This window comes from Scytonema sp. NUACC21 (genome assembly GCF_054684315.1).
Window position 1 is genome coordinate 28,862 of record NZ_BAAFZH010000086.1, and the last position, 21,095, is coordinate 49,956.

The 21,095-nt window shown below is 43.3% G+C and carries 13 protein-coding genes; 6 read left to right on the plus strand and 7 right to left on the minus strand.

Features of this window, described 5'->3' with window-relative positions:
- Window positions 1-17: 17 nt before the first annotated feature.
- Window positions 18-1,604, plus strand: coding sequence for a B12-binding domain-containing radical SAM protein (locus tag ACYRY3_RS21230; RefSeq protein WP_460203606.1), 1,587 nt, complete (start codon window positions 18-20; stop codon window positions 1,602-1,604).
- Window positions 1,605-1,914: 310 nt separating this feature from the next.
- On the opposite strand, the gene ACYRY3_RS21235 is transcribed toward ACYRY3_RS21230, so the two are convergent.
- From ACYRY3_RS21235 to ACYRY3_RS21245, 3 genes are all read right to left on the minus strand, one after another.
- The gene (locus ACYRY3_RS21235; RefSeq protein ID WP_460203607.1) at window positions 1,915-2,220 is read right to left on the minus strand and encodes a P-II family nitrogen regulator; all 306 of its coding nucleotides are present in this window, start codon (window positions 2,218-2,220) and stop codon (window positions 1,915-1,917) included.
- 509 nt (window positions 2,221-2,729) lie between these two features.
- On the minus strand, window positions 2,730-5,915 hold the full coding sequence (locus ACYRY3_RS21240; protein ID WP_460203608.1) for an efflux RND transporter permease subunit: 3,186 nt from the start codon (window positions 5,913-5,915) through the stop codon (window positions 2,730-2,732).
- Between the two features lie 59 nt (window positions 5,916-5,974).
- Window positions 5,975-7,408, minus strand: a complete 1,434-nt coding sequence (locus ACYRY3_RS21245) for an efflux RND transporter periplasmic adaptor subunit (RefSeq protein WP_460203609.1) — start codon at window positions 7,406-7,408, stop codon at window positions 5,975-5,977.
- Window positions 7,409-7,905: 497 nt separating this feature from the next.
- Between ACYRY3_RS21245 and ACYRY3_RS21250 the strand changes: the two genes are divergently transcribed.
- Window positions 7,906-8,343, plus strand: a complete 438-nt coding sequence (locus tag ACYRY3_RS21250; protein ID WP_460203610.1) for a hypothetical protein — start codon at window positions 7,906-7,908, stop codon at window positions 8,341-8,343.
- 76 nt (window positions 8,344-8,419) lie between these two features.
- Window positions 8,420-11,101 (plus strand): CHAT domain-containing protein, encoded by a 2,682-nt coding sequence (locus ACYRY3_RS21255; protein ID WP_460203611.1) that lies wholly within the window; start codon window positions 8,420-8,422, stop codon window positions 11,099-11,101.
- A gap of 70 nt (window positions 11,102-11,171) precedes the next feature.
- Here ACYRY3_RS21255 and ACYRY3_RS21260 read toward each other — a convergent pair whose 3' ends face one another.
- Entirely contained in the window at window positions 11,172-11,918 is a 747-nt protein-coding gene (locus ACYRY3_RS21260) for a DUF928 domain-containing protein (RefSeq protein ID WP_460203612.1), read from the minus strand.
- 735 nt (window positions 11,919-12,653) lie between these two features.
- Here ACYRY3_RS21260 and ACYRY3_RS21265 point away from each other — a divergent pair.
- Window positions 12,654-14,090 carry a filamentous hemagglutinin N-terminal domain-containing protein gene (locus ACYRY3_RS21265; RefSeq protein ID WP_460203613.1) on the plus strand — a complete coding sequence of 479 codons (1,437 nt, stop codon included), beginning with the start codon at window positions 12,654-12,656 and terminating at the stop codon, window positions 14,088-14,090.
- Between the two features lie 29 nt (window positions 14,091-14,119).
- Here ACYRY3_RS21265 and mtnB read toward each other — a convergent pair whose 3' ends face one another.
- Window positions 14,120-14,749: a methylthioribulose 1-phosphate dehydratase gene (gene mtnB, locus ACYRY3_RS21270; protein WP_460203615.1), complete on the minus strand. Its 630-nt coding sequence runs from the start codon at window positions 14,747-14,749 to the stop codon at window positions 14,120-14,122.
- A 38-nt stretch (window positions 14,750-14,787) separates the two neighbouring features.
- On the minus strand, window positions 14,788-15,339 hold the full coding sequence (locus ACYRY3_RS21275) for a 1,2-dihydroxy-3-keto-5-methylthiopentene dioxygenase (RefSeq protein WP_460203617.1): 552 nt from the start codon (window positions 15,337-15,339) through the stop codon (window positions 14,788-14,790).
- Between the two features lie 343 nt (window positions 15,340-15,682).
- On the opposite strand from ACYRY3_RS21275, the gene ACYRY3_RS21280 reads away from it, so the two are divergent.
- A complete protein-coding gene (locus tag ACYRY3_RS21280; protein WP_460203618.1) occupies window positions 15,683-17,902 on the plus strand; it encodes a hypothetical protein in 2,220 nt (739 codons plus the stop codon).
- Window positions 17,874-18,914, plus strand: coding sequence for an NAD(P)/FAD-dependent oxidoreductase (locus ACYRY3_RS21285; RefSeq protein ID WP_460203620.1), 1,041 nt, complete (start codon window positions 17,874-17,876; stop codon window positions 18,912-18,914). The genes ACYRY3_RS21280 and ACYRY3_RS21285 overlap by 29 nt, the downstream gene beginning before the upstream one ends.
- A gap of 184 nt (window positions 18,915-19,098) precedes the next feature.
- Here the strand turns inward: ACYRY3_RS21285 and ACYRY3_RS21290 are convergent, their stop codons facing one another.
- A complete protein-coding gene (locus tag ACYRY3_RS21290; RefSeq protein ID WP_460203622.1) occupies window positions 19,099-20,949 on the minus strand; it encodes an alpha/beta hydrolase in 1,851 nt (616 codons plus the stop codon).
- Window positions 20,950-21,095 lie beyond the last annotated feature (146 nt).

Consider the following 21,095-nt stretch of genomic DNA (forward strand, 5'->3'; position numbering starts at 1 on the left):
TTTATTGGAGGTTTTTGATGAATATTTTGCTCCTGTATCCCCTGTTTCCCAAAAGCTTTTGGTCGTTTGAAAAGACCTTGGCATTGCTTAATCGCAAAGCGATGTTGCCGCCGCTTGGGTTAGTGACGGTTGCCGCTATTTTGCCGCAGGATTGGGAATTTAAGCTAGTCGATCGCAATGTTCGCGAAGTTACCCAAGTAGAATGGGATTGGGCAGATTTGGTGATTCTGTCCGCTATGATCGTGCAAAAGGAAGATTTATTAGAGCAGATCCAGGAGGCGAAACGCAGAGGAAAACGGGTAGCAGTAGGTGGACCCTATGCAACTGCATTACCGCAGGAAGTGATGGATGTAGGGGCAGACTATATGATTTTGGATGAAGGAGAGATAACTTTGCCGCTGTTTATCGAAGCGATCGCACGGGGCGAGCTATCGGGAACCTTCCGTGCAAATGGCGAAAGACCAGATGTTACCAATACGCCCAGTCCCCGGTTTGACCTGTTGGAATTCGATGCCTATGCAGAAATGTCGGTACAGTTTTCGAGAGGATGTCCCTTTCAGTGCGAGTTTTGCGATATTATTGTGCTCTACGGTCGTAAGCCGCGCACAAAAGCTCCGGAACAACTGCTTAAAGAACTAGATCGCCTCTACGAGCTGGGTTGGCGACGCAGCATTTTCATGGTGGATGACAATTTCATTGGCAATAAACGCAACGTCAAACTGTTCCTTAAAGAACTAAAACCCTGGATGGTGAAACACCAGTATCCTTTTTCCTTTGCCACAGAAGCCTCGGTCGATTTGGCAAACGACCAAGACTTAATGGATTGGATGGTGCAATGCAATTTTGGAGCCGTCTTTTTAGGCATTGAAACACCGGATGAAGCCAGTTTAACGCTGACCCAAAAACATCAAAACACAAGGGACTCCTTGAGTGAGGCAGTGAATAAGATCGCAAAAGCGGGCTTGCGGGTGATGGCAGGATTCATCATTGGCTTCGATGGCGAGAAGGCGGGCGCAGGCGAGAGAATTGTGCAATTTGTAGAACAAACATCAATTCCCACAGCGCTGTTCAGTATGTTGCAAGCATTACCTGATACAGCCCTCTGGCATCGGTTAGAAAAGGAAGGACGACTCCGTAGTAAGTCAGCTAACATCAACCAAACCACGTTGATGAATTACGTACCGACCCGTCCCTTAGAGGAGATTGCCCACGAGTATGTAGAGGCATTTTGGCAATTATACGACCCGGCGAAGTTCCTCGATCGTGCTTATCGCCACTACCGAATTCTGGGCGAGGCGACTTATCCCAAGAAAGGTAAAGGTGCGAAGAAACCGATTAATTGGGTAACGATTCGTGCCTTGTTGACCATATGCTGGCGGCAAGGTGTCTTTCGCAAAACCCGTTGGCAGTTCTGGCGCAATCTTTGGAATATGTATCGCTACAATCCGGGCGGCTTAAGTAGCTATCTGGCAGTTTGTGCCCAAATCGAGCATTTCGTGGAGTATCGCCAAATTGTCAAAAGGGAGATTAATGAACAGGTAGTGCAGTTTCTGTCAGAGTCAGCGAGCAAGATAGAGGTAGAAACAGAGGCTGTAGTTGCTTAGGAACTTCCAAGAAATAAATTACCCCGGAATGTGGGGTGGGCATCCCTGCCCGCCTAGTTTATAGGACGGGCAGGAATGCCCATCCCACAAGAAAAACTTGGAGATTTTTTAATTTGGAAGTTCCTTAGAAGAGGGATCTCCTTAGCCTTATGTTAAGCTTCGATTACCGGCGAACGGTTACACCAGATCAAACCTCTCAAAATTAAAAGGTTCTCAACAATTGCTTGCGTGCCTCTAGCATACCTGCCTTTTTTCTTGGCACTTTCTCAAACAACAGATTGGTCAAAACTGCTCGGTTCAGAAAGGTTAATTAATAGAAAGCTTCTATATTGTGTCGGAAAGCGATCAAGGCATGCTTACCCTGCTCCTCTTTCAGTGCGCCAAGGATAGCATCAGATACTTCTAATGAAACAATGGTTTTGATTTCAATATTAGTGTTGTAGCCTGCTAAGTCTGACAAGCGTCTGCCGTGTCCGCCCTCACCCTGAACTTGACTAATAGTGTAGCCACTTACACTATGGTTTTTTAGTAGCTTGACAATACGGTCTTTCAGCACCGTTTCTCCAATGATAGTGATTAAGACGGCGGGTTCGAGGGGAGAGACTAAGTTTGACATGGAGAACTCCAGATAATAGATTTTAGCTTCTAAAGCTTAAGTTTTTCATAAAACAGGCGCTACAACTTCTACCCCTAAGATGTAGATTCGTCTTCTGAGTCGGCTAACGGTCAACTTCCATGTTGACAACAATCTTACTGCATGGCGACGATTGGGTAGTCAAAGTAACCGACAACAATCTTGATAAAGTAGCCACTTTCAACAATGTAAAAAGTGTTCACTACGTTAAAATCTAATGTCATAAACGTCGCTGTTTATAGATTTTAATTATACTTCAAAATTCTCGTGTTTTCCAAATCACAAATAGGGAAAATACAATTTAACTATAAGATAGTCAAATTTAAAGCAAGCGCTTATTTTCTGCTACAGAATTCCATCTATATAAATTTAGATCCGATCGTTGTTAAGATGAGTGTACAGCATAGATATAGTAGCTAGAATACATAATTCCCTCATATTTGCCCGCCTTTAAACTCAGGACGGGCACCCAAACCACAAGAAACGTTAATTTACCGATGGCTTTCAACTGGTGTTTTTTCTCGGGAATCCACCTTTGAGTTTTTGGAGCCTTTTGAGCTATCGCCATCTTTTTTCAAAAAGCGATCGCTCAACCTCTCAATTATGATGTAAAGAACTGGCACCACAAACAGACTTAAAAAAGTAGCAACAAGCATACCACCAAATACTGTGGTACCGAGTGACTGTCGGCTACCTGCACCCGCCCCCGTAGCAAATAGCAAGGGAGCAATCCCCAGCAGAGTGGAAATAGCAGTCATGAGAATTGGGCGCAAGCGTTCCTGTGATGCTTCAACAGCTGCCTTGGTAATTGAATAACCGCGCTCTCGGAGTTGATTTGCAAACTCTACAATCAAAATAGCATTTTTACTTGCCAATCCAATAAGCATCACCAGACCAATTTGACAGTAGACATCGTTGGACAAACCACGCAATGACTGAGCCGAAAGAGCGCCGAAAATAGCTAAGGGTACAGCTAAAAGAATAATCAAAGGATCGACGTAGTTCTCGTATTGAGCTGCCAGAACCAGGAAGACGAACACAATTCCGAGGGCAAAAATAATTGGTGCTTGACCCCCAGACTGCAATTCTTCCGCAGAAATACCAGACCATTCATAGCCTAAATTAGGTGGTAAAGTTTCTGCAGCTAACTGCTCCATCGTCTGAATTGCTTCTCCAGAGCTAGAACCAGGAGCTGCTGAACCAGTGATTTCGATTGAGCGGAACAGGTTATAGCGATTTATTGTTTGTGCTCCGGTTGTGGGAGTAATCTTCACTAAAGTACCTAAAGGAATCATCTTATCCTGTTCCGAACGAACATATAATTGTCGAATATCATTGGGGTTAGAGCGGAACTGAGCCTCTGCTTGGACATACACGCGGTAACTCCGTTCCTCTAAGGTAAAGTCATTCACATATTGAGAACCTAAAAGGGTTTGGAGTGTACCGAAAATATCAGCTATGGGAACTTGTAAAGCTTTGGCTCGGTTGCGATCGACTTCTACCAATACCTGTGGTGTATTTGCTGTAAAAGTGGTGTAAACACCTTGCAATCCCGGTCTTTGATTGGCTTGCCCAATGAACTGGTTTGCTGCTTGTATTAAGCTTTCCAAACCCACGTTACCTTGGTCTTGCAACTGAAATTGGAATCCCCCAGTCGAGCCCAAACCTGGAATCGCTGGAGGATTGTTTGGCAAAATTCTTGCTTCTGGAATTGCCGAAAACGATTTACTTAACTTATCAATAATTGCTTGCGCCGACTGCCCCTGTTCGGTTCGCTCATCCCAAGGCTTGAGAGAGGTAAAAACAACACCACTATTCGCAGTATTTCCACTGAAGCCAAAACCGCCAACAGCAAAAGTACCTCTGACTTCAGGGAATTGCAAGATTTCTTTTTCTACCTTTCTCATCACATCGCTAGTGTAGTTCAGCGAAACTCCTGGTGGACCCTGTATTAGAGTAATAAAGTAGCCTTGGTCTTCTTCAGGTAAAAATGCTGTTGGAACGCTCAGGAACAACCAAGCTGTCAACCCCAAGCTAGCGACAAAGAGTGCCAGAATAATGTACTTAATCCTAACTATATGATTGAGAACGCGTTGATAACCCCGGCGCAACCAGTTCAGGAAAGCATTAATGCGGTCAAAAATCCATCCCAACCATCCGCCAGTTCTTTGCTGCTGACGTAACCACAACCCAGCGAGTGAAGGAGTGATGGTTAATGCTAGGAAAGTGGAAATCGCAATTGAGAAGGCGATAGTTAAAGCAAATTGCTTGTAAAGTGCTCCCGTTGTTCCTGGAAAGAAAGCAACTGGCACAAACACTGCCATGAGGACTAATGAAGTGGCAATGACTGCTCCAAACAACTCCTGCATTGCTACAGAAGCAGCCTCACGAGGTTCCATCCCATTTTCTTGAATCCGGCGCGAGATATCTTCAACCACAACGATCGCATCATCAACAACCATCCCCGTGGCTAGAGTTAAACCAAACAGCGTCAAGCTATTGATGGAAAACCCAAAGGCTTTGATAAAAGCAAAAGTTCCAATTAAGGCAACTGGAATTGTAATCGATGGAATGATTGTAGTGCGCCAGTCTTGCAGAAAGACAAAGATAATCAGTACAACTAAGGCGATCGCAATAAACAGAGTGACAATCACTTCTGTAAGTGACGCTTGCACAAACAAAGTTGAGTCAATAGACACTTCATACTTAATTCCTGGAGGGAATCTCTCAGAAAGCTTCTGCATTTCAGCTTTCACTCCGTTAGCAACATCCAAAGCATTACTGCCTGGTAGTTGATAAATTCCCAAGCCTACAGCATCTTTGCCTCGAAATCGCAAGAAAGAATCGTAGTTTTCTGCGCCCAATTCTGCCCTACCAACATCTTTTAGCCTAACGAGCGTACCATCCGCCCCTGTTTTCAGGATGATATTCTCAAACTCCGAGGCATCTTCTAGCCGACTTTGAGCCCGCACGTCAAGTTGGTATCTTTGTCCCTCTGGTGCTGGCTGCTGACCCAACCGCCCTGCACCGACTTGTAAATTTTGTTCCTGCAGTGCCGCAGTCACATCCTGAACGGTGAGGTTGCGACTGGCGAGTTGGTTGGGGTCAAGCCACAGACGCATAGAATACCTGCGTTCCCCAAAAATAGTGACATCACCAACCCCCTCTACACGTTTTAGGGCGTCTACTAAGTACAGGTCAGCATAGTTGCTTAAAAATACCGTGTCATACTCGTTATTTTCAGGATACACACCGAATGCTAACAAAAGAGAGCTAGAACGCTTGGTTACAGTGACACCTGTTTGCTGTACCACATCTGGTAACTGAGCTTCAGCTACAGACACCCGGTTTTGAACATCGACAGCTGCAATATCTTGGTCGCGGTCTGGGTCAAATGTGACTGTAATGGAACTAGTGCCAGAGTTACTACTGCTCGAACTGATATACCTCTGACCGGTAACACCGTTAATTTCCCTTTCTAAAACCGTTGTCACCGTGTTTTCCACAACCTCTGCACTCGCTCCCGTGTAGTTGGCAGTAACATTCACTTGGGGAGGACTGATTTCAGGATACTGAGCGATGGGTAGCGTGGGAATGCTAATTGCCCCTAGTAGCAAAATAATGAAAGTGCAAACGCTGGCAAAAACAGGTCGCTTAATAAAGAAGTCAACAAACATAGTTTCATGCTATGGCAGATTTGCAGTAAGGCTCTTAAATATGGAAGTCCTTGTTTCTTCTATGATGCAGGGGTAATAGGAGCACCATTCCTCAGGTTAAGCAAACCTGCAACAATGAGTTTGTCTCCTGGCTTTAATCCTTCAAGGACTTGGTAACTATTACCTTGAAGATCGCCTAACTTAACTAGCTTTTGTCGGGCTATCAATTGGGGTTGTCCCTGTTGGTTTTGTCCTTGTTGTTGAGCTACATAGACAAAAGTTTGTCCTGCCACCCGCGAAACTGCTTCAGTAGGGATGAGAATTCCAGGTTGCTGTTCCCAAATGACTCTTGCTCCCACAAAAGAATCAGCCCGCAGTTGACCTTTGGCATTATCAAAGAGTGCTTTAATCAGTACGGATTGCGTGTCATTGGCTGCCTGAGGAGAGATAAAAAAGACCTTACTGGTTCCAATACTCTTACCTTGGGCGTCCATCAGCTCTACTGGTGTACCTATACGCACTCTCGGAGCCTGCTGTAATGGAATAGAAATATTTACCTCTAAAGGTTGATTTTGGGTAATGGTCGTCAGTTGAGTGGAAGTGGTGACAATGTCTCCTAGTTTGACTGGAATATCACCCACAGTACCGGCAAAAGGTGCTGTGACTCGATAGTTCTGGAGTTGAGCTTGTGATTGCTGAGCATTAGCTTGTGCTTGCTGTACGGCTTTTTCTGATTGAGCCACAACAGCCCGTTGAGCGTCAATCCGCTTGTTGATAGCAGCAAGGCTAGATCGGGCGGATTGCAGTTCATTTAAGTATTGGTCTCTCGTTTCCCGCGAGACTGCTCCTTGAGCTGCAAGGTTGGAGTATCTTTCGTACTGTTCTTGGCTTAATTTCAACTGTGATTGGTTGGAAAGCCGTTCCGCTTCCAGAGAACTCAGTGTCGCCCTAGCACTTTTGACCTCAGCTTGAGCTGCTGCTATCGCTGCTGTTGCGCCACTGACGGCTGCTTGTTGTTCGTCAGGATTGATTTGGATGATGGGCGTTCCTGTTTGTACCTGATTCCCCGGTTTAACGAAAATCTGGGACACTCGACCTTGGGTTTCTGGCTGCAGCGTGACTGCTCGACGGGATTCTAAGTTAGCAACAAACTCCGCGCTATTTCTCACTGTTGCTGTCTGTACTGTGGATAGTCTTACAGGTATTGCTTGCGATTGGCTTTGACCGGGCGGTGATTGTTGTTCTGCATTGTTATTCTGCCACCAACGCCAACCAAAGCCGCCACCAATGAGGAGTGCTGTTGCTCCTAGAATTAACATCCAATTCCGTTTCTTTGGTGAGCGGGGTTTTCTTTCAAATTGTTCTGGAGTCTCATCAATATCAGCATCATCAGCCGTGCTGGTCTGTTGGTCGATATCTTCCTGTTTTTGCGGAATGACTACCACCCTAAAACGGTTATCGTCGCCGTCTTGTTTTCCCGCTCTCGTCTGCTTTGTATCCTCTAAATGTTTCATATGCGTACTATTCCTAAAAAAAATGTTTCATATGCGTACTATCCTAATCAAATAAGCTCCCATAGGCTAAGAACTTCAGTCCTAAGCAAGATTGATTACCGATATTTTATTGTTAAGTTACTTGTGCTTTCCCATACCAAATGAATAATGAATAACTATATTTAGTAGCTATTTTTTGTCATAAATTGATAGTTACCCTCCTTATACCAACAACACTTTCAGGCAATGTTTAAATTTCTTTATATCCTTATTAAAGTCTTTAGACTTATACTTTGTAACTCTACTAGAGGTATATAATTTAATTTTCTGTGACCCTCTCGCTCTCTACAAAGACGTACTTGATATTTTTCCAGCTACAACAATTTTCTGCTCAACTCTAGCAAAAAAGCAAAGGACTTAACCAAGGAAATCAATTCCCTTACAACCGTTTGGTAAACTATCTCATAGCTGGTTCATTTGAGAGCCGTGGGATTGTAAAAAGGTAAATTCACAAGAAAATGAAAGTTTACCCTGCTTTAATAACTATTGCTATATTTCTACCACTACCGGTCTACGCACAGCTAGAGGAAGGTCATCCTGCTGCTTCTAATGTACCGGGTGCAAAGTATCCATACATTCATCGCGATGGGCGTGTAACATTTCGCATTAAAGCACCGGAGGCGAAAAGAGTGCAGGTTGTGGGGCGTAGCGGTAAAAATGTCCTTAGCAAACAGCCAATAGATTTAATTCGTGGTGAAGAGGGAGTGTGGAAGGTAACGACTTCACCAGTTCCGCCCGGTTTTCATTACTACCAACTTATCATTGATGGTACTCCTGTTAACGACCCATCAAGCCTAACGTACTTTGGTTGGGGACAAGCAAGCAGTGGATTGGAAGTACCCGACACCAAACTTGATTTCTACGAAGCTAAACCCGTCCCTCATGGCATTACCTAAACTTTAGTTCAGGTATCAGCTAGAAAAAAAAGTTTATTTTCATAATAAGTACTTTGTCCACTGTAGGAGTTGATTTGTGTTTAATCAATACCGCAGGTATATGCAGCGACAATTGTTGGGAGTTCTCTTTCTTTGCAGCCTGACTTTTTGCTTGTGGCTGAATCACTTAGTATTTATAGGGAAAGTGGTACGCGCACAAACTCCTGATGCAGGTATACTCGTGCAGCAGGGTGTTCAAAGTTACCAATTGGGGCGCTTACACGATGCAATCAAAGACTGGGAAAAGGCTTTAAAGATTTACCAGGATAGTAACAACCACGCACATGAGGCGGTGGTTGTAGAAAATTTGGCAAGGGTATATCAAGAAGTGGGTCAAATGGATAAGTCTATTGCCCATTGGGATAAAGCGATCGCTTACTATCGCCAAGTTGGGGATGTAGAGCAGGTAGGACGTATGCTTGTAGAGCAGTCTCAAGTATACAATAGCTTGGGGCAACCCAAAAAGGCGATCGCTTTGTTGTGTGGTGTCCTTCAGGGCGACCCGCAAGAAGAGCAATCAAAGAAGGTGGAAAACAATTCAGATTGTCGGAAAGAAAGTGCATTGTTCCTTACCAAATTCTCGAAAGACAAAATGGGTGAAGCAGGTGCCTTGGGAAGTCTTGGAGAAGCTTACCGTCTGGTGGGTTATTATGACCGAGCTATGCAGTATCTTGAAAGTGCTGAAAAGATTGCTCCCAAGGGTTATGATTTTTTAGTGCTGAATAGTTTGGGTAATGTCTATGTAAGTCAGGCACAACGCTGGGAGTTGCGTGCTAAGTCAGCAGAGCAAAGAGAGGTTCCAAAGGCTGGTGAATTTAAGCAGAAATCTGACAGTTACTATCAAAAAGCTTTGAATAAATTTCAGTCTAGTTTTGAAAAAGCTGGCGAACAAGGTAACCCATTGGCTCAAATTAGGGTGCTAATGAACTTAATTCAGTTTTACTATCGCATGAATGCTGAACAAGCCAACGTTAATAAAGCGGTGGAAACAGCTTTAGCCCTGCGGGAGAAATTACCAGATTCTAATAGTAAAGTTTATATAACAGTAGATTTAGCTAATCTTCCAGTTGTTACCGAACGCGTAACTTCGCCTTTAACTCAGTGTCCAAAAAAACGACAACTATCAGATGAACAAGCGATCGCACTCCTTAAGGATGCAATAAAGGTCGCTAACAATCTTAAAAACCCTCGCTCGCAATCTTTTGCAAATGGGGCTAATGGTCATTTTTATGAATGTCGCAAAGAATATAAGCCTGCTTTAGAATTAACTCGGAAAGCTCTTTGGCAAGCCGACCAAAATTTAGGAGCAAAAGATAGTTTGTATTTGTGGCAGTGGCAAGCGGGACGAATTTTGAAAGAACAGAATAATAAAATAGAGGCGGTCACAGCATATCAAGAAGCTTATTCTACGCTAGAGAAAATCCGTAGTGATATTTTAGTAGCTGATAAAGATTTACAATTTGATTTTCGTGATATTATTGAACCTCTTTATCGTGAATTAGCTCAACTAAGGCTAGAATCGCCATTTATCAAACCTGAAACTCGTAAAGAACAGCTAACGACTGCCCTAGCAACTATAGATTCTTTAAAATTGGCAGAGTTACAAAATTACTTTGGTAATGATTGCGTCATAACAGCAATTAATAATTTGAAAAATGTTGATGATTTACTTGAAGAAAGTACTGCTGTTGTTAGCTCTATTGTTTTTGAGGACAACACTGCTATTATTCTGAGTTTGCCAAATGGTGAAAAGCGAATTGAATGGATAGATGAGAAACGGGATATTTTGAGAAAAGAGATCGACAATTTTCGTAAATTGCTGGTAGATGGAATCAAAACAATTGCGGATGATGATATTAAGCAGGAGGCACAAAAGTTGTACGATAGAATAGTCCGAAACTTTGAACAAAAGGGAGATTTAAAGCCAGACAAAATTAAGACTCTCGTGTTCATCCAAGATAGTTTCTTGCGTAGCATTCCAATGGCTGCGCTTTATGACGGCAAGCAATATTTAATTGAGAAGTATGCTATTGCGACTACCCCAAGTTTGCGTTTGACAGCCCCTAAAGAACTGAAACGTAAAGAAAGCCGAGCTTTAATTTTGGGCGTAACGACAAAAGCTAAGGTTGATGAAAAAAACTATCCTGTTTTGCCAAAAGTGGCTTCAGAAATCGCAGAAGTTAAAAAACAGTTCCCAGGTAGTAAATTAGTTGTAGATAAAGATTTTAACCAGAAAAACGTAGAAAAAGAACTAAATAAAACGGTTTATCCAATTATTCACATTTCTACTCACGCTCAGTTTGGAACTATTGCAGAGGATACTTTTCTAGTTGCTGGGGATAATAGCAAACTTACCATTAAGGAACTAGAAACTGCTCTCCGTCGAGTTAATAGTGGTTCTAACTCAGTAGAGTTGCTGACACTCACTGCTTGCCAAACTGCTGTGGGAGATGACCGTGCGACTCTTGGTTTAGCTGGTGTCGCCTTGCAAGTTGGGGTAAAAAGTGCATTGGCAACTCTATGGTCTGTTAATGATGAATCTACATTCAACTTAATATCTGCATTTTATAGCAACTTCCGCAATTCAGGAGTGAGTAAAGCAGAAGCTTTGCGTCAGGCTCAAATTAAACTCATTAAAGCTAAAGAATCAGATATTAATGACCAATACGATAACCCTGCTTACTGGGCTCCTTTTATCCTAAGCGGGAACTGGCTTTAAGCAACAGTGTGGGGACTAGGAGTTTGTGAGGTGTTGCCTAAGTCTCCTTCTCCCCGATTGAGACTGTGTTTCACTTTGCCTCATTTGCGATTGCCCGCAAATTCTCAATTCTTTGCTGAAGTTCTTGACTTCCCCCTGTTTCTCCTCCTTGTCCCTCAGACTGAGCTAGGGACTGCACGAGAATTGCACCGATTTTGCCCAGTTTGCCTTGTGGAGCTAAATTAAGTGCTTCCTCTAGTGCGTCATACCATAAACCTTTTTTGGCGTAAAGATTTGCTTTTTGAGAAACATCCGCTGTTTTCGGTTGGTTAGTTTTGATATCTGATAACATCTCGACAACCATAAATTCTGCTTTTTGAATTAAAGCGCCATCTGGACAAGAGATTGCTACTTGCCAAAGATATTTTTTTCCTGTAGTTAATTCTGGGTGGTTTTCAGGGAGAGAATATTTGTTAATTCCTTTTGTAGCTGTGAACTCAATTGCATTGCCTAGTTGTTTGGGTCTATTATTGGAATCAAATTCAAAAAGCCTCAATTCTGTATTACGAGAGCTATGTAAAAACCAAGCAAACGTGGGAGACTTGGAAGATGTATAGCCAACATGAGTTATAGGTGCAAGGATTGTCAGGGGTATTCGTTCTTCTGGGCAACCTCTAGCACCTCCTGATTTGGTGTAGTCACTGGGAGGTTTTTGATTTCGGGGCGGTACATAACCAGCTATAGCTGGAGAAACAAACAGTAATAAGGTCAGAAGTAAGTTGATGTTGAGTTTGCGATAAATGTGTTTGATGAGCAACCACAAGATTTGAGCGTTCATATCTCCCCCTACGTGTATTGTTCATGATTCAATAATTTACTGTGAATTAACTACAAAAAGAAAAATGACTATTTAGGAAAAAATATAATATGATTCTCAGAAAAATTAGATGCAAGTATTTGACAAAATAAACAATATGTGTTTAAATAGTATGGAAAAATTGATTTAATTTACGATTTTTCTAAAACGGTTACTATAAAGTCGGAATAGTTTAATTTTTTAAATTTTTCAATATTTAAGTCATTCGTTAAGACTTATAATCCTTTTCTTACTGCTACTACTCCTGCTGCAAAACCACTTGTGACTTTTACAAGTTTACGTCGAGATAAGCGATTAAACATAGTGTTTTTCCTCCAAGAGTGATTGGTCGTAACCATTGGACACCAAGTGTAAATTAAATTTTCTAATGTAGGTAAATGTCCTTGGTCATTGATTATTGGTTATTTACGAATAACACATGAAAAATAATCAATGACAATATATAGAATTTTATCACTGACTTATTAACTGACTAATACAATTCGTCACAACTTGTCACTATCACAAAGATTAGTAAATACCTAATCTTTAGAAGAGGACATCACCTAAACTTTAGTTCAGGTGCTAAGTCAATTAGCTAATTTCTTGCTTGAATCGCCAACAAACCCGATAATAATTCTTGAGGCAATAAACTTTGATGCCATGATGAGCAGCTTGTGGAAGTCTCTTTGGAAGCTTAGTTTGATAGGTGTAACCGTGTCGCAGATATTGGCATTAATAATATCTGAGCAAGCTAATGCACAAATTACACCTGATACTACGCTGGGAGCAGAAAGTTCAGTTGTCACACCCAATGAAGTGATCCGTGGTTTGCCGAGCAATCGCGTCAATGGGGGAGCAAATCGTGGAGCTAACCTGTTCCACAGTTTTCAAGAATTCAATATAGGTGAAGGAAGAGGGGTTTATTTTACTAACCCTCCAGGAGTAGAGAACATTCTCAGCCGGGTAACGGGGGCTAATCGTTCCGAGATTCTGGGGAGGCTAGGTGTATTGGGGAATGCCAACTTATTTCTGATAAATCCGTCGGGGATCGTTTTTGGGCAAAATGCCAGATTGGATATTCAAGGTTCGTTTGTTGCAAGTACTGCCAGTATTGTGAAATTTTCTGATGGATTAGAATTTAATGCAACTGCACCTGAGTCAACTCCCCTGTTGACTATTAGTGTACCTGTTGGTTTGCACTACGGAGATAATCCCGGTCTAATTCAAGTATTAGGTGGTGATAGACCAACAAGAACAACGGCGGAACTGTTTGATACACAAGTAGGGTTACAAGTAGAACGCGATCGCACCTTAGCTTTGGTAGGAGGTAACATTTCTTTAAGTGGGGCAACCCTAAGGACATCTGGGGGACGGATAGAATTGGGTAGTGTGGGTCCTAACAGTTTTGTGAGTCTTGCCCCAATCAATCAAGGTTTTTCATTCAGCTATGATGCAGTAGAAAAATTTGGCGATATTCAACTCGTGCAAAATTCGGCAGTAGATGCAAGTGGGGAAGGTGGTGGAGAGGTAAAGGTTGTAGGTAGGCGCGTTAGCCTGAGTAATGGTTCGGTAATAGTAGCAAGTACTTTGGGGGCAGAACGGGGCAGAGCTTTGGTGGTGAATGCATCAGAGCTAGTAGAGTTAAGTGGGAGAACCCCCGATAATCGAATTCCTAGTGGCTTTTATGTACAAGCTCGTGAAAATGCAACAGGAGATGCGGGAGAGCTAAAGATTAATACCCAACAGTTACTCGTGAAAAATAGGGCAGAGATCGGTACTACCACTTTTGGTGCTGGCAAAGGCGGGAATTTGACCATTAATGCAGCTGAGAAAGTTGACTTGATTGGTAGATCTGGTTTGTTTGCTCAAGTTAACTCAAATGCAAAAGGGAATGGCGGAGATTTGACAATTAATACTCAACAGTTACTTGTGCAAGATGGAGCGCGAGTTAGTGCTAGCACTTTTGGAGAGGGTGATAGTGGAAATTTGACCATTAATGCAACTGAGAAAGTAGAGTTGTTTGGTAACAGTTCTGGTTTGTTTGCTCAAGTGAACCCAAATGCAAAAGGGAATGGCGGAGATTTGACAATTAATACTCAACAGTTACTTGTGCAAGATGGAGCGCGAGTTAGTCAAATGACTAATGACTAATGACCAATGACTAATCACCAATGACTTTTTTAGATAAGCGCACACCTAGCCGCGACCATGTAGCGAAAAATATATTCCACTAGCTCAATATAGTTGCGAGCGGTTTCGGGAGAAGGTGCCCAGACTGTGACACCGTGATCCCGGATTAACAGGGCTGGGACTTCAGGAGGAGTGCTTGTAAAACGGTCTTGAATTTCAGTCGCAATCTGGGAAACTTGTAAGTGATTGGTAAAAACTGGCATATTACAATTAGGGTTTTCTTCCCAGACTCCCAAACCTTTTAGCATCTCTAAGGGTGGGAGGGGTAGGGTATCTCCTTGTACGAAGCGAGAAACCAAATTTGCTTCAACTGAGTGGACGTGATAGCAGCTTGTGGCTTCAGGAAAAAGGTTATAGATAATCTGGTGAATTGCTGTCTCAGCTGAAGGTTTCAAACCAGGAGAAGCTTCCTCCACTTTCCCATTTGAGTTTATGCGAACAAAATCACCAGGCGATAATTCTCCTTTAGAACGTCCACTGGCTGTAATCCAGAAACTACCATCAGGCAAACGAACTGAAAGATTACCTGCAGTTCCTACCATCCATCCCTGATTGTAAAAGTGACGGGCAGTGGTGACGATCTCAATAAGACGTGGATCGGTAAGGGTTTGAATTGTCATTGATATTAACAGAAAATTTCATTAAGAATTACGAATTGTTACGCAGCAACTTTGCGAGCGCGAATTTCTGTTCCCGTGTACTGGGGAGTCCAACCTTCTGTTCCAGTAAAATAGCGCACTGCCTTAATCCGCCGTGCTGGAGTGAGATAAAACCAGTGTTCTGTTCCCGCCGGCACATTGATATATTCCTCCGGGTGTACTGTCAGTTCTACCTGACTGCCATCTGGTCTGACAAAGCCAAAAATTCCTTCTCCATCAATGATGTAACGTACCTCGTCTTCTGCGTGAGTATGTATCTTATCGAACTTCGCCAACATTCCATCAAGGTTTGGAATTCCAGGGTGGAGGACAATGAGATCGCGAGTTTGATAACCTGCTGTGTGTTTAAGTTCCTCAAAGTAGCCATCTAAAAATGCCAGGGTTTGTTCTTTTTCATCCTCACTCAGGCTATCCTGTGCTAGCAACTGGCGCAATTGCTGGCTATCTCCCACAGCCCAGCGATCGAGCTGAATATTTAAAGGTGCGAGTTCTTGAGCAATGTTCGTCAAATCCGTGTGCCGTGTCCCATCTTCTAGTTTTAGAATTGCCATATTCCATTTTCCAAAGCAAAAGATATATTATACGGTATCCATATAAATTTAATGTAGTTCATTTTCAAAGAAAAGAAAGTTTACATAAGGTCTTTTGTAAAAAAATTTGGTTTATTTTACGTAATTGGCTTAACCTAAGTTGAATAATTTTTATAGACCTACTCAAGAGTACTCAAGCATTAGTACTAAATCAAAACTTGTACTAGAGCACACTAGTAGGTTGGGGCACCTACAGCATTGTTTGTAGTTCGGTTGTGGTTAGTAGTTACGCTCAGCACTCAAGCGCAACTGCAAAATTTGTTGTTATAAAATTTACAACTGCTTTTAAGGAAACTGATGATTCATGGCATTAATTGATGAGGTTAAAAGAGTTTGCGATCGCTTAGCGCCCTTTGGATGGAGAGATTTGTTGCAGCAACACGGGTTAGATATCACAGCCGCTAACCTCAGACAGGAGCTCACAAAAGATTTACCTGCCATCAAGCGTCAGATTCCAGGATTTGAAGATTTTGCCTTTGAAGGCAAACGGGGAATAGAAGCGGGAAATCCCGCTCGTAGCCTGCTATTTCATGCCTTTGCTTCACCTAATGTTGTACTTAGCACTCAAGGTAGCAACCCAAACGCTTACCCAACACTAGCTGAACTCGAAATCATTGAAAACTTTGTCTACGGTATACAACCCCCTTCCTTGCAAGATTTGCGAGTTCGCGCCCAGAACCAACCTCTAGCGATCGTTGTCTTCGCTTCAGAATATCGACCTGGTGCAGAAACGGTTCTTCGCAAACACGCCGATTTATGCTTCTCCCGTACAGGTGTTAGCAGAGTAGGAACGGCTGAACCACTTTATGATGCCAAAGCTCGCGGATTTTTACCCTTTGTTGAATCAAACTCAAAAAGTCTCCGTGTTCTGCCAGCTCGTTATTCTGCCTACATTGCAGTTCAACGTAGAGGGAATGCTGACGCCTTTGGTCCAGCGCGGTTCCAAACTGGAGATGACAGCAGACTGTTCTGGGTTCCCCTCCACAAGCTATTCAACGGTACAGAGTGCATTCGCGCTTTAAAATTGCAGGTGACCCTTCGTTCCCGTCATGTCAATCAAAAACTCCGGCGAGTTCACCTATCTCTTAAAGGTACGGGATGGGGTGAGCCAGACATTAGCAATCCACCATTCATCTTTACTGAAGGCATTGCTGAACTAGCTACCAAGCCTGAGTTAGCTACTGGGCTTTTGGTTCCGGTGGTTCACCCAAATCTCATTGAAGCCGCAACATATAAAGGTAAACCACTGACCTATAGAGTTCCAGAGAATAGCGCTACTCTCTCTTCTAGTCTGGCTATTCCTGCCGATGGAGATGCAAGACACGCACCTGAGTATGTCCACGCCCGTCACAGGGTTTTGCCAGACGGTAAAGTACAAAATCTCAACGAACTACGAGATGTAGAATCTATTGTCCGAGCAGGTGGCTACGATGCCCAGCACTACTTGGATTTTACCGGGGATGGATCGGTAGAAGCAATCTGCCCGGAATTGGCAGTGGCAATTCCTCGTCGCGTACCTGCTTATTCTCTGGTGACAGCACCAGATTTCTTCCCCAACTGCGATCAGCGAGAACTCTTGGAATGGACGGAGCAGTCAGTCCCAGCAAGGCTTAGAAACAATCTCTGGCGAATTCCACCCAACACACTATCTGATGTGCGACTGGCTCCCAATCTTCAGATAGCAGATGCTGATTTCCGCCCAGAAGATAAAACTGTCAGTGCCGTTATCTCGGCACCTGTTACCGGGTCGGTGCGGCAAATGCCCCTAGATGGTTCTCCAACAATGCGGCATTCATACCTTCCAGATGCAGCGGCTGGTATATTTGCACCTGGCTGGGATGTTAGTATAGATACAACAGCTGATGGGGTGAGTCACTTGGCGTCTTACGGGTTGGGCAGCCCTTTCCCAGAAGATGCAAAACTTTGTGCTGCATTAAGTACATTTTGGCCCGCAGTCGCTCCCGATGCTGCACGGACTTTCCAACCAGATCCTAACTGGCCTACCGTTAGCCCTCTCACAGATGAAGAAATTGGTCAGATTGGCAACCAATCCTGGGATGGTGTGCCCGGTCCGCGACGGGTTACCAGAGATGGCAGAACTTTGATAGAGTACGCTGATTTTGCCCATGCAGATTATATTGACAACACTTTGCAGCAGAAATTCTCAATATCGCTAACAGGCAAAGTCGATGTGCGTGAATATGAAGCCAGAGTTTTGGCAATGGCAAATGTTTACCGCATTCTGGGAATTAGCCCTCAAGCACGGGGACAATGGAGTGTGTTCTCATTCCGTAAAGTCGCACCAACTGACGCGGAATTGCAGCAGGCACAAAGTCAAACAGGAACTACACTCAGTGGTAGTATCTATCGGTTTGAGATTTATCGTCCTGGAAATTCTTTCCTAAGCCCAGATGATGTTCGCAAACGGCTAGTTGAAATCACAGAAACTGTAACGCTGTTTGTTACACCCGTTAATATCTTGTTGAAACGTGGCAATGGCAATTGGTCCAGCAGACGTGTTTAGTTTTGATGTTGTGGTGGTCGGCAGTGGACCTGCGGGTTCTGCTGCCGCTATCTGGTGCGCTCAACGGGGTTTAAGAGTTGCCCTGATTGAAGCAAAACCATTTCCGCGATCGCGTCCCGGTGAAACTCTGCATCCTGGTATTGAACCACTTCTGGTGCAGTTGGGTGTTGTTGAACCAGTGTTAGCAGCAAGTTTTGTACGCCATAGTGGAAATTGGGTGCAGTGGGAGGGGGAACGCCAGTTTGTCCCCTTTGGAGAAGACGAATCGGGAGCATGGCTGGGATTTCAAGCTTGGAGAGCAGATTTTGATGCCATTTTGCTCTCTCGGGCAAGAGCTTTGGGTGTTACAGTTATGCAACCTTGCCGTGCAACTCGCTTTCTTTTGGAAGCGGGTAGAGTCGTTGGTGTTGAGACATCTCAAGGGACTTTTCGGGCATTGAAAGTTATTGACGCCGGTGGCAATTACCATTGGTTGACGCGACAATTGGGATTGCAAATTCACCATCACTCTCCCCGCCTGATTGCTTACTACGGTTATGCTACAGGCGAATGCCCCTCGCGAGATGATGCTCCAGCGATCGTTGCAGATTCTGATGGTTGGACGTGGACTGCTAAAGTGAGACCTGGTTTTTACCAGTGGACGCGCTTATCATTAGTCGGTCAGAGAGTAAAAAAAGACTGGCTTCCAGAAGAATTCCACGGTCTTAAGATTCATAAGACAATGTTAGCGGCTGATGTCACTTGGCGTATTGTTTCCCAACCCGCCGGATACGGCTACTTTATAGTTGGAGATGCAGCAGCGGTTCTCGATCCTGCATCAAGTCATGGGGTGTTGAAAGCAATTATGTCTGGTATGTGGGCTGGGCATTTAATTGCTGCAGAACTATTAGATAATCTCGCTGAGCCGCAAGCAATTCAGCACTACTGCCAGTGGATTGATAATTGGTTTCGCCATGATGTAGATAATCTTAGTAAGATGTATAATAAACTACTAAGTAAGGTGGCACTATAGTTGTAAGTGTCGGTTGTTGCTCGATTGTTCATTTGATGAATGGATAGAACAGAAACAGGAGGAAGCACGAGCGTGTTTGGCAAATATTTATTTTCATCAAATGCAATATTTGAAAGCCTTGTAGTTATTCATGCAAAGTTTGCTGATTCTACCTCTGTGGATTAGTGCCAATGGTCGTTTTATTTTAAAAAGAAGGTTTGCGGAAATCACCCAATTGGTTCGGAGGCGTTTTCAAATGGGAAGCATTGAGTGTGGGGGCTAATTGCGTAGTTGTCAGCAACTGCACTAAACTGAGATTCAAAGGTGCTTGAGCGATCGCTTTAGCATAGGAAGCGCTCAGGTAAGGCTGGTACTCTGGTTGATGAGCAACATATGTCTTTGCAAAAGCCACACTCAGTATCTTCAAGTAGCGTTTAGCTAAAGCTGGTTCTGGACCCGTTAACTCTGGTGGAAGAAAGGACAACCCACTGTTGGTAGCTGATTGGCTCAACATGGAAAAGTGAGTGCCCTTTTCGACCAAAACCAGATACTTGTGCAGATTTGTCAGCGAAGTGAAGGGGAGAATTTGTTCTGGTACTGCTGGTGCAAAAAGATCGTTTTGACTTGCAACTAGCATCACAGGAACTTGAATTCTACTCAAACCGCTTGAACCGAAAAGACTGCTATTGACTGGATTAATGGCAATGGCTGCTTTAACTCGTTTGTCCTGTAAATTGTAGGTCAAAAACGGTAGTTCAGTAGCTTGACACTGAACAAGCAGTGACAAATTCAAGAAGATGTCGCGAGGTAATGCTTGCCTGCAATTTGCTCGTAACTGTTCAAAATTAAGTTCCGCACCAGCCACAGCAAGAGCTGTATAACCACCCATAGATTGACCAATCACCCCCACCCGATTGAGATTTAGCCGACCTTGCCAAGCTTTGTCGGATTGAGACCGACGCTGAAGTTCATCCAGTAAATACTTCACATCTAAGGGGCGGTGAATCAGTTCAGATGGTTGTGGTGCTTTCTCAAAGCCTGCCAAGAATTTCTGAAATTGTTGGGCGTTATCTGCATGCTCAAGCACAGCTACTGCAAAACCATAAGACGCAAGGTGCTGAGCCAAATACGCAAAGGTATTGCGGTCTGAAGCCATACCATGAGAAATGACAATCACGGGTGCTGATTGCTCAGTTTTTGTTTGGCTTGAAGTTTGGGGCAAGTATATATCAGCAGGAAAAACACGATTCCGGTTGCGGTCGTTCAGGGATAGGGTTTCTTTTTTCCAGGTAAATGGTCCTAAAAGGGACAAATCAGGTTTTGAAGAAAAATCGATTCGGCTTGTAAAGGTCGCTTCGGCATTTGTTTGTTGCAGAATTTTCCCGATAATGGCTTCTCTTTGCTTCAAAAGCTGTGCCATCTCCTCGGTCAAAAGGAAACTGCGGTTTAAGTCAATCCGCACGCTGTCACTGGGAAAAAAACGTAACATATTTAGTATTGTCAAGCCTTGTTCATCTCCCGCTGCTAAAATGCTAGCGGCTCTAAGTGCGTAAAAACCATTTTGACCAGATGGTGTTTGCAAAATTTGTCCTAAAAGTTCTAAGAACTTTACTCCAGGAGAAGAGTAAGTAAACTGAGCAACATTAGTAGAATTTACTTCTAAGCGTTTGAGTAACATATCTCGCAGTAAAGCCTGTTGTTGTGGATTCATACGCTTAGCGTAAAAGGCAAAATCATCAGTTATTTTGCCTTCCTTAGCGTATAATTCCACATCTTTAACTGGAAGGGAAAACTGCAAGGCACCATATACAAAAGAAATGTGCTCTGCACCAAAAGCTGGAGTCTCTGTCACTGTTGTAGCAAGCAGCCACGATACTAAGCAGCCAATTGCTATGTCTAACTTAATTAACTGTTGACTTACTAAACGAATTTTTTGATACAAACAAGCATACTGAGAGACAAAAAACAGAATTAGAAAAAGGCGAATTTTAGGTTTAGAGGTTTCAAGTTTTCTTTTGAAGATTGGTGTATTGAGCCTAAAAAGAATTGGTAGCATTTTACATCTGTAGATAGTATTTATAAATAGAAATTAAACTAAAATAATGCTTCAAATTTGTTTATTGATAAGCGTTAAAGTTATTGGACTTTATCGTAATATTACAATCACATTAAGTAAGTGGGTGGGAAACGTCCTCGTTCAAT

Excerpts from the sequence above, each read along its gene's own strand:
- ACYRY3_RS21250 (WP_460203610.1), top strand. The coding sequence starts at position 7,906 with ATGAAAGTTTACCCTGCTTTAATAACTATTGCTATATTTCTACCACTA.
- ACYRY3_RS21260 (WP_460203612.1), bottom strand. The coding sequence starts at position 11,918 with ATGAACGCTCAAATCTTGTGGTTGCTCATCAAACACATTTATCGCAAA.
- mtnB (WP_460203615.1), bottom strand. The coding sequence starts at position 14,749 with ATGACAATTCAAACCCTTACCGATCCACGTCTTATTGAGATCGTCACC.
- ACYRY3_RS21290 (WP_460203622.1), bottom strand. The coding sequence starts at position 20,949 with ATGCTACCAATTCTTTTTAGGCTCAATACACCAATCTTCAAAAGAAAA.
- ACYRY3_RS21285 (WP_460203620.1), top strand. The coding sequence starts at position 17,874 with ATGGCAATTGGTCCAGCAGACGTGTTTAGTTTTGATGTTGTGGTGGTC.
- ACYRY3_RS21235 (WP_460203607.1), bottom strand. The coding sequence starts at position 2,220 with ATGTCAAACTTAGTCTCTCCCCTCGAACCCGCCGTCTTAATCACTATC.
- ACYRY3_RS21230 (WP_460203606.1), top strand. The coding sequence starts at position 18 with ATGAATATTTTGCTCCTGTATCCCCTGTTTCCCAAAAGCTTTTGGTCG.
- ACYRY3_RS21245 (WP_460203609.1), bottom strand. The coding sequence starts at position 7,408 with ATGAAACATTTAGAGGATACAAAGCAGACGAGAGCGGGAAAACAAGAC.
- ACYRY3_RS21240 (WP_460203608.1), bottom strand. The coding sequence starts at position 5,915 with ATGTTTGTTGACTTCTTTATTAAGCGACCTGTTTTTGCCAGCGTTTGC.
- ACYRY3_RS21275 (WP_460203617.1), bottom strand. The coding sequence starts at position 15,339 with ATGGCAATTCTAAAACTAGAAGATGGGACACGGCACACGGATTTGACG.
- ACYRY3_RS21280 (WP_460203618.1), top strand. The coding sequence starts at position 15,683 with ATGGCATTAATTGATGAGGTTAAAAGAGTTTGCGATCGCTTAGCGCCC.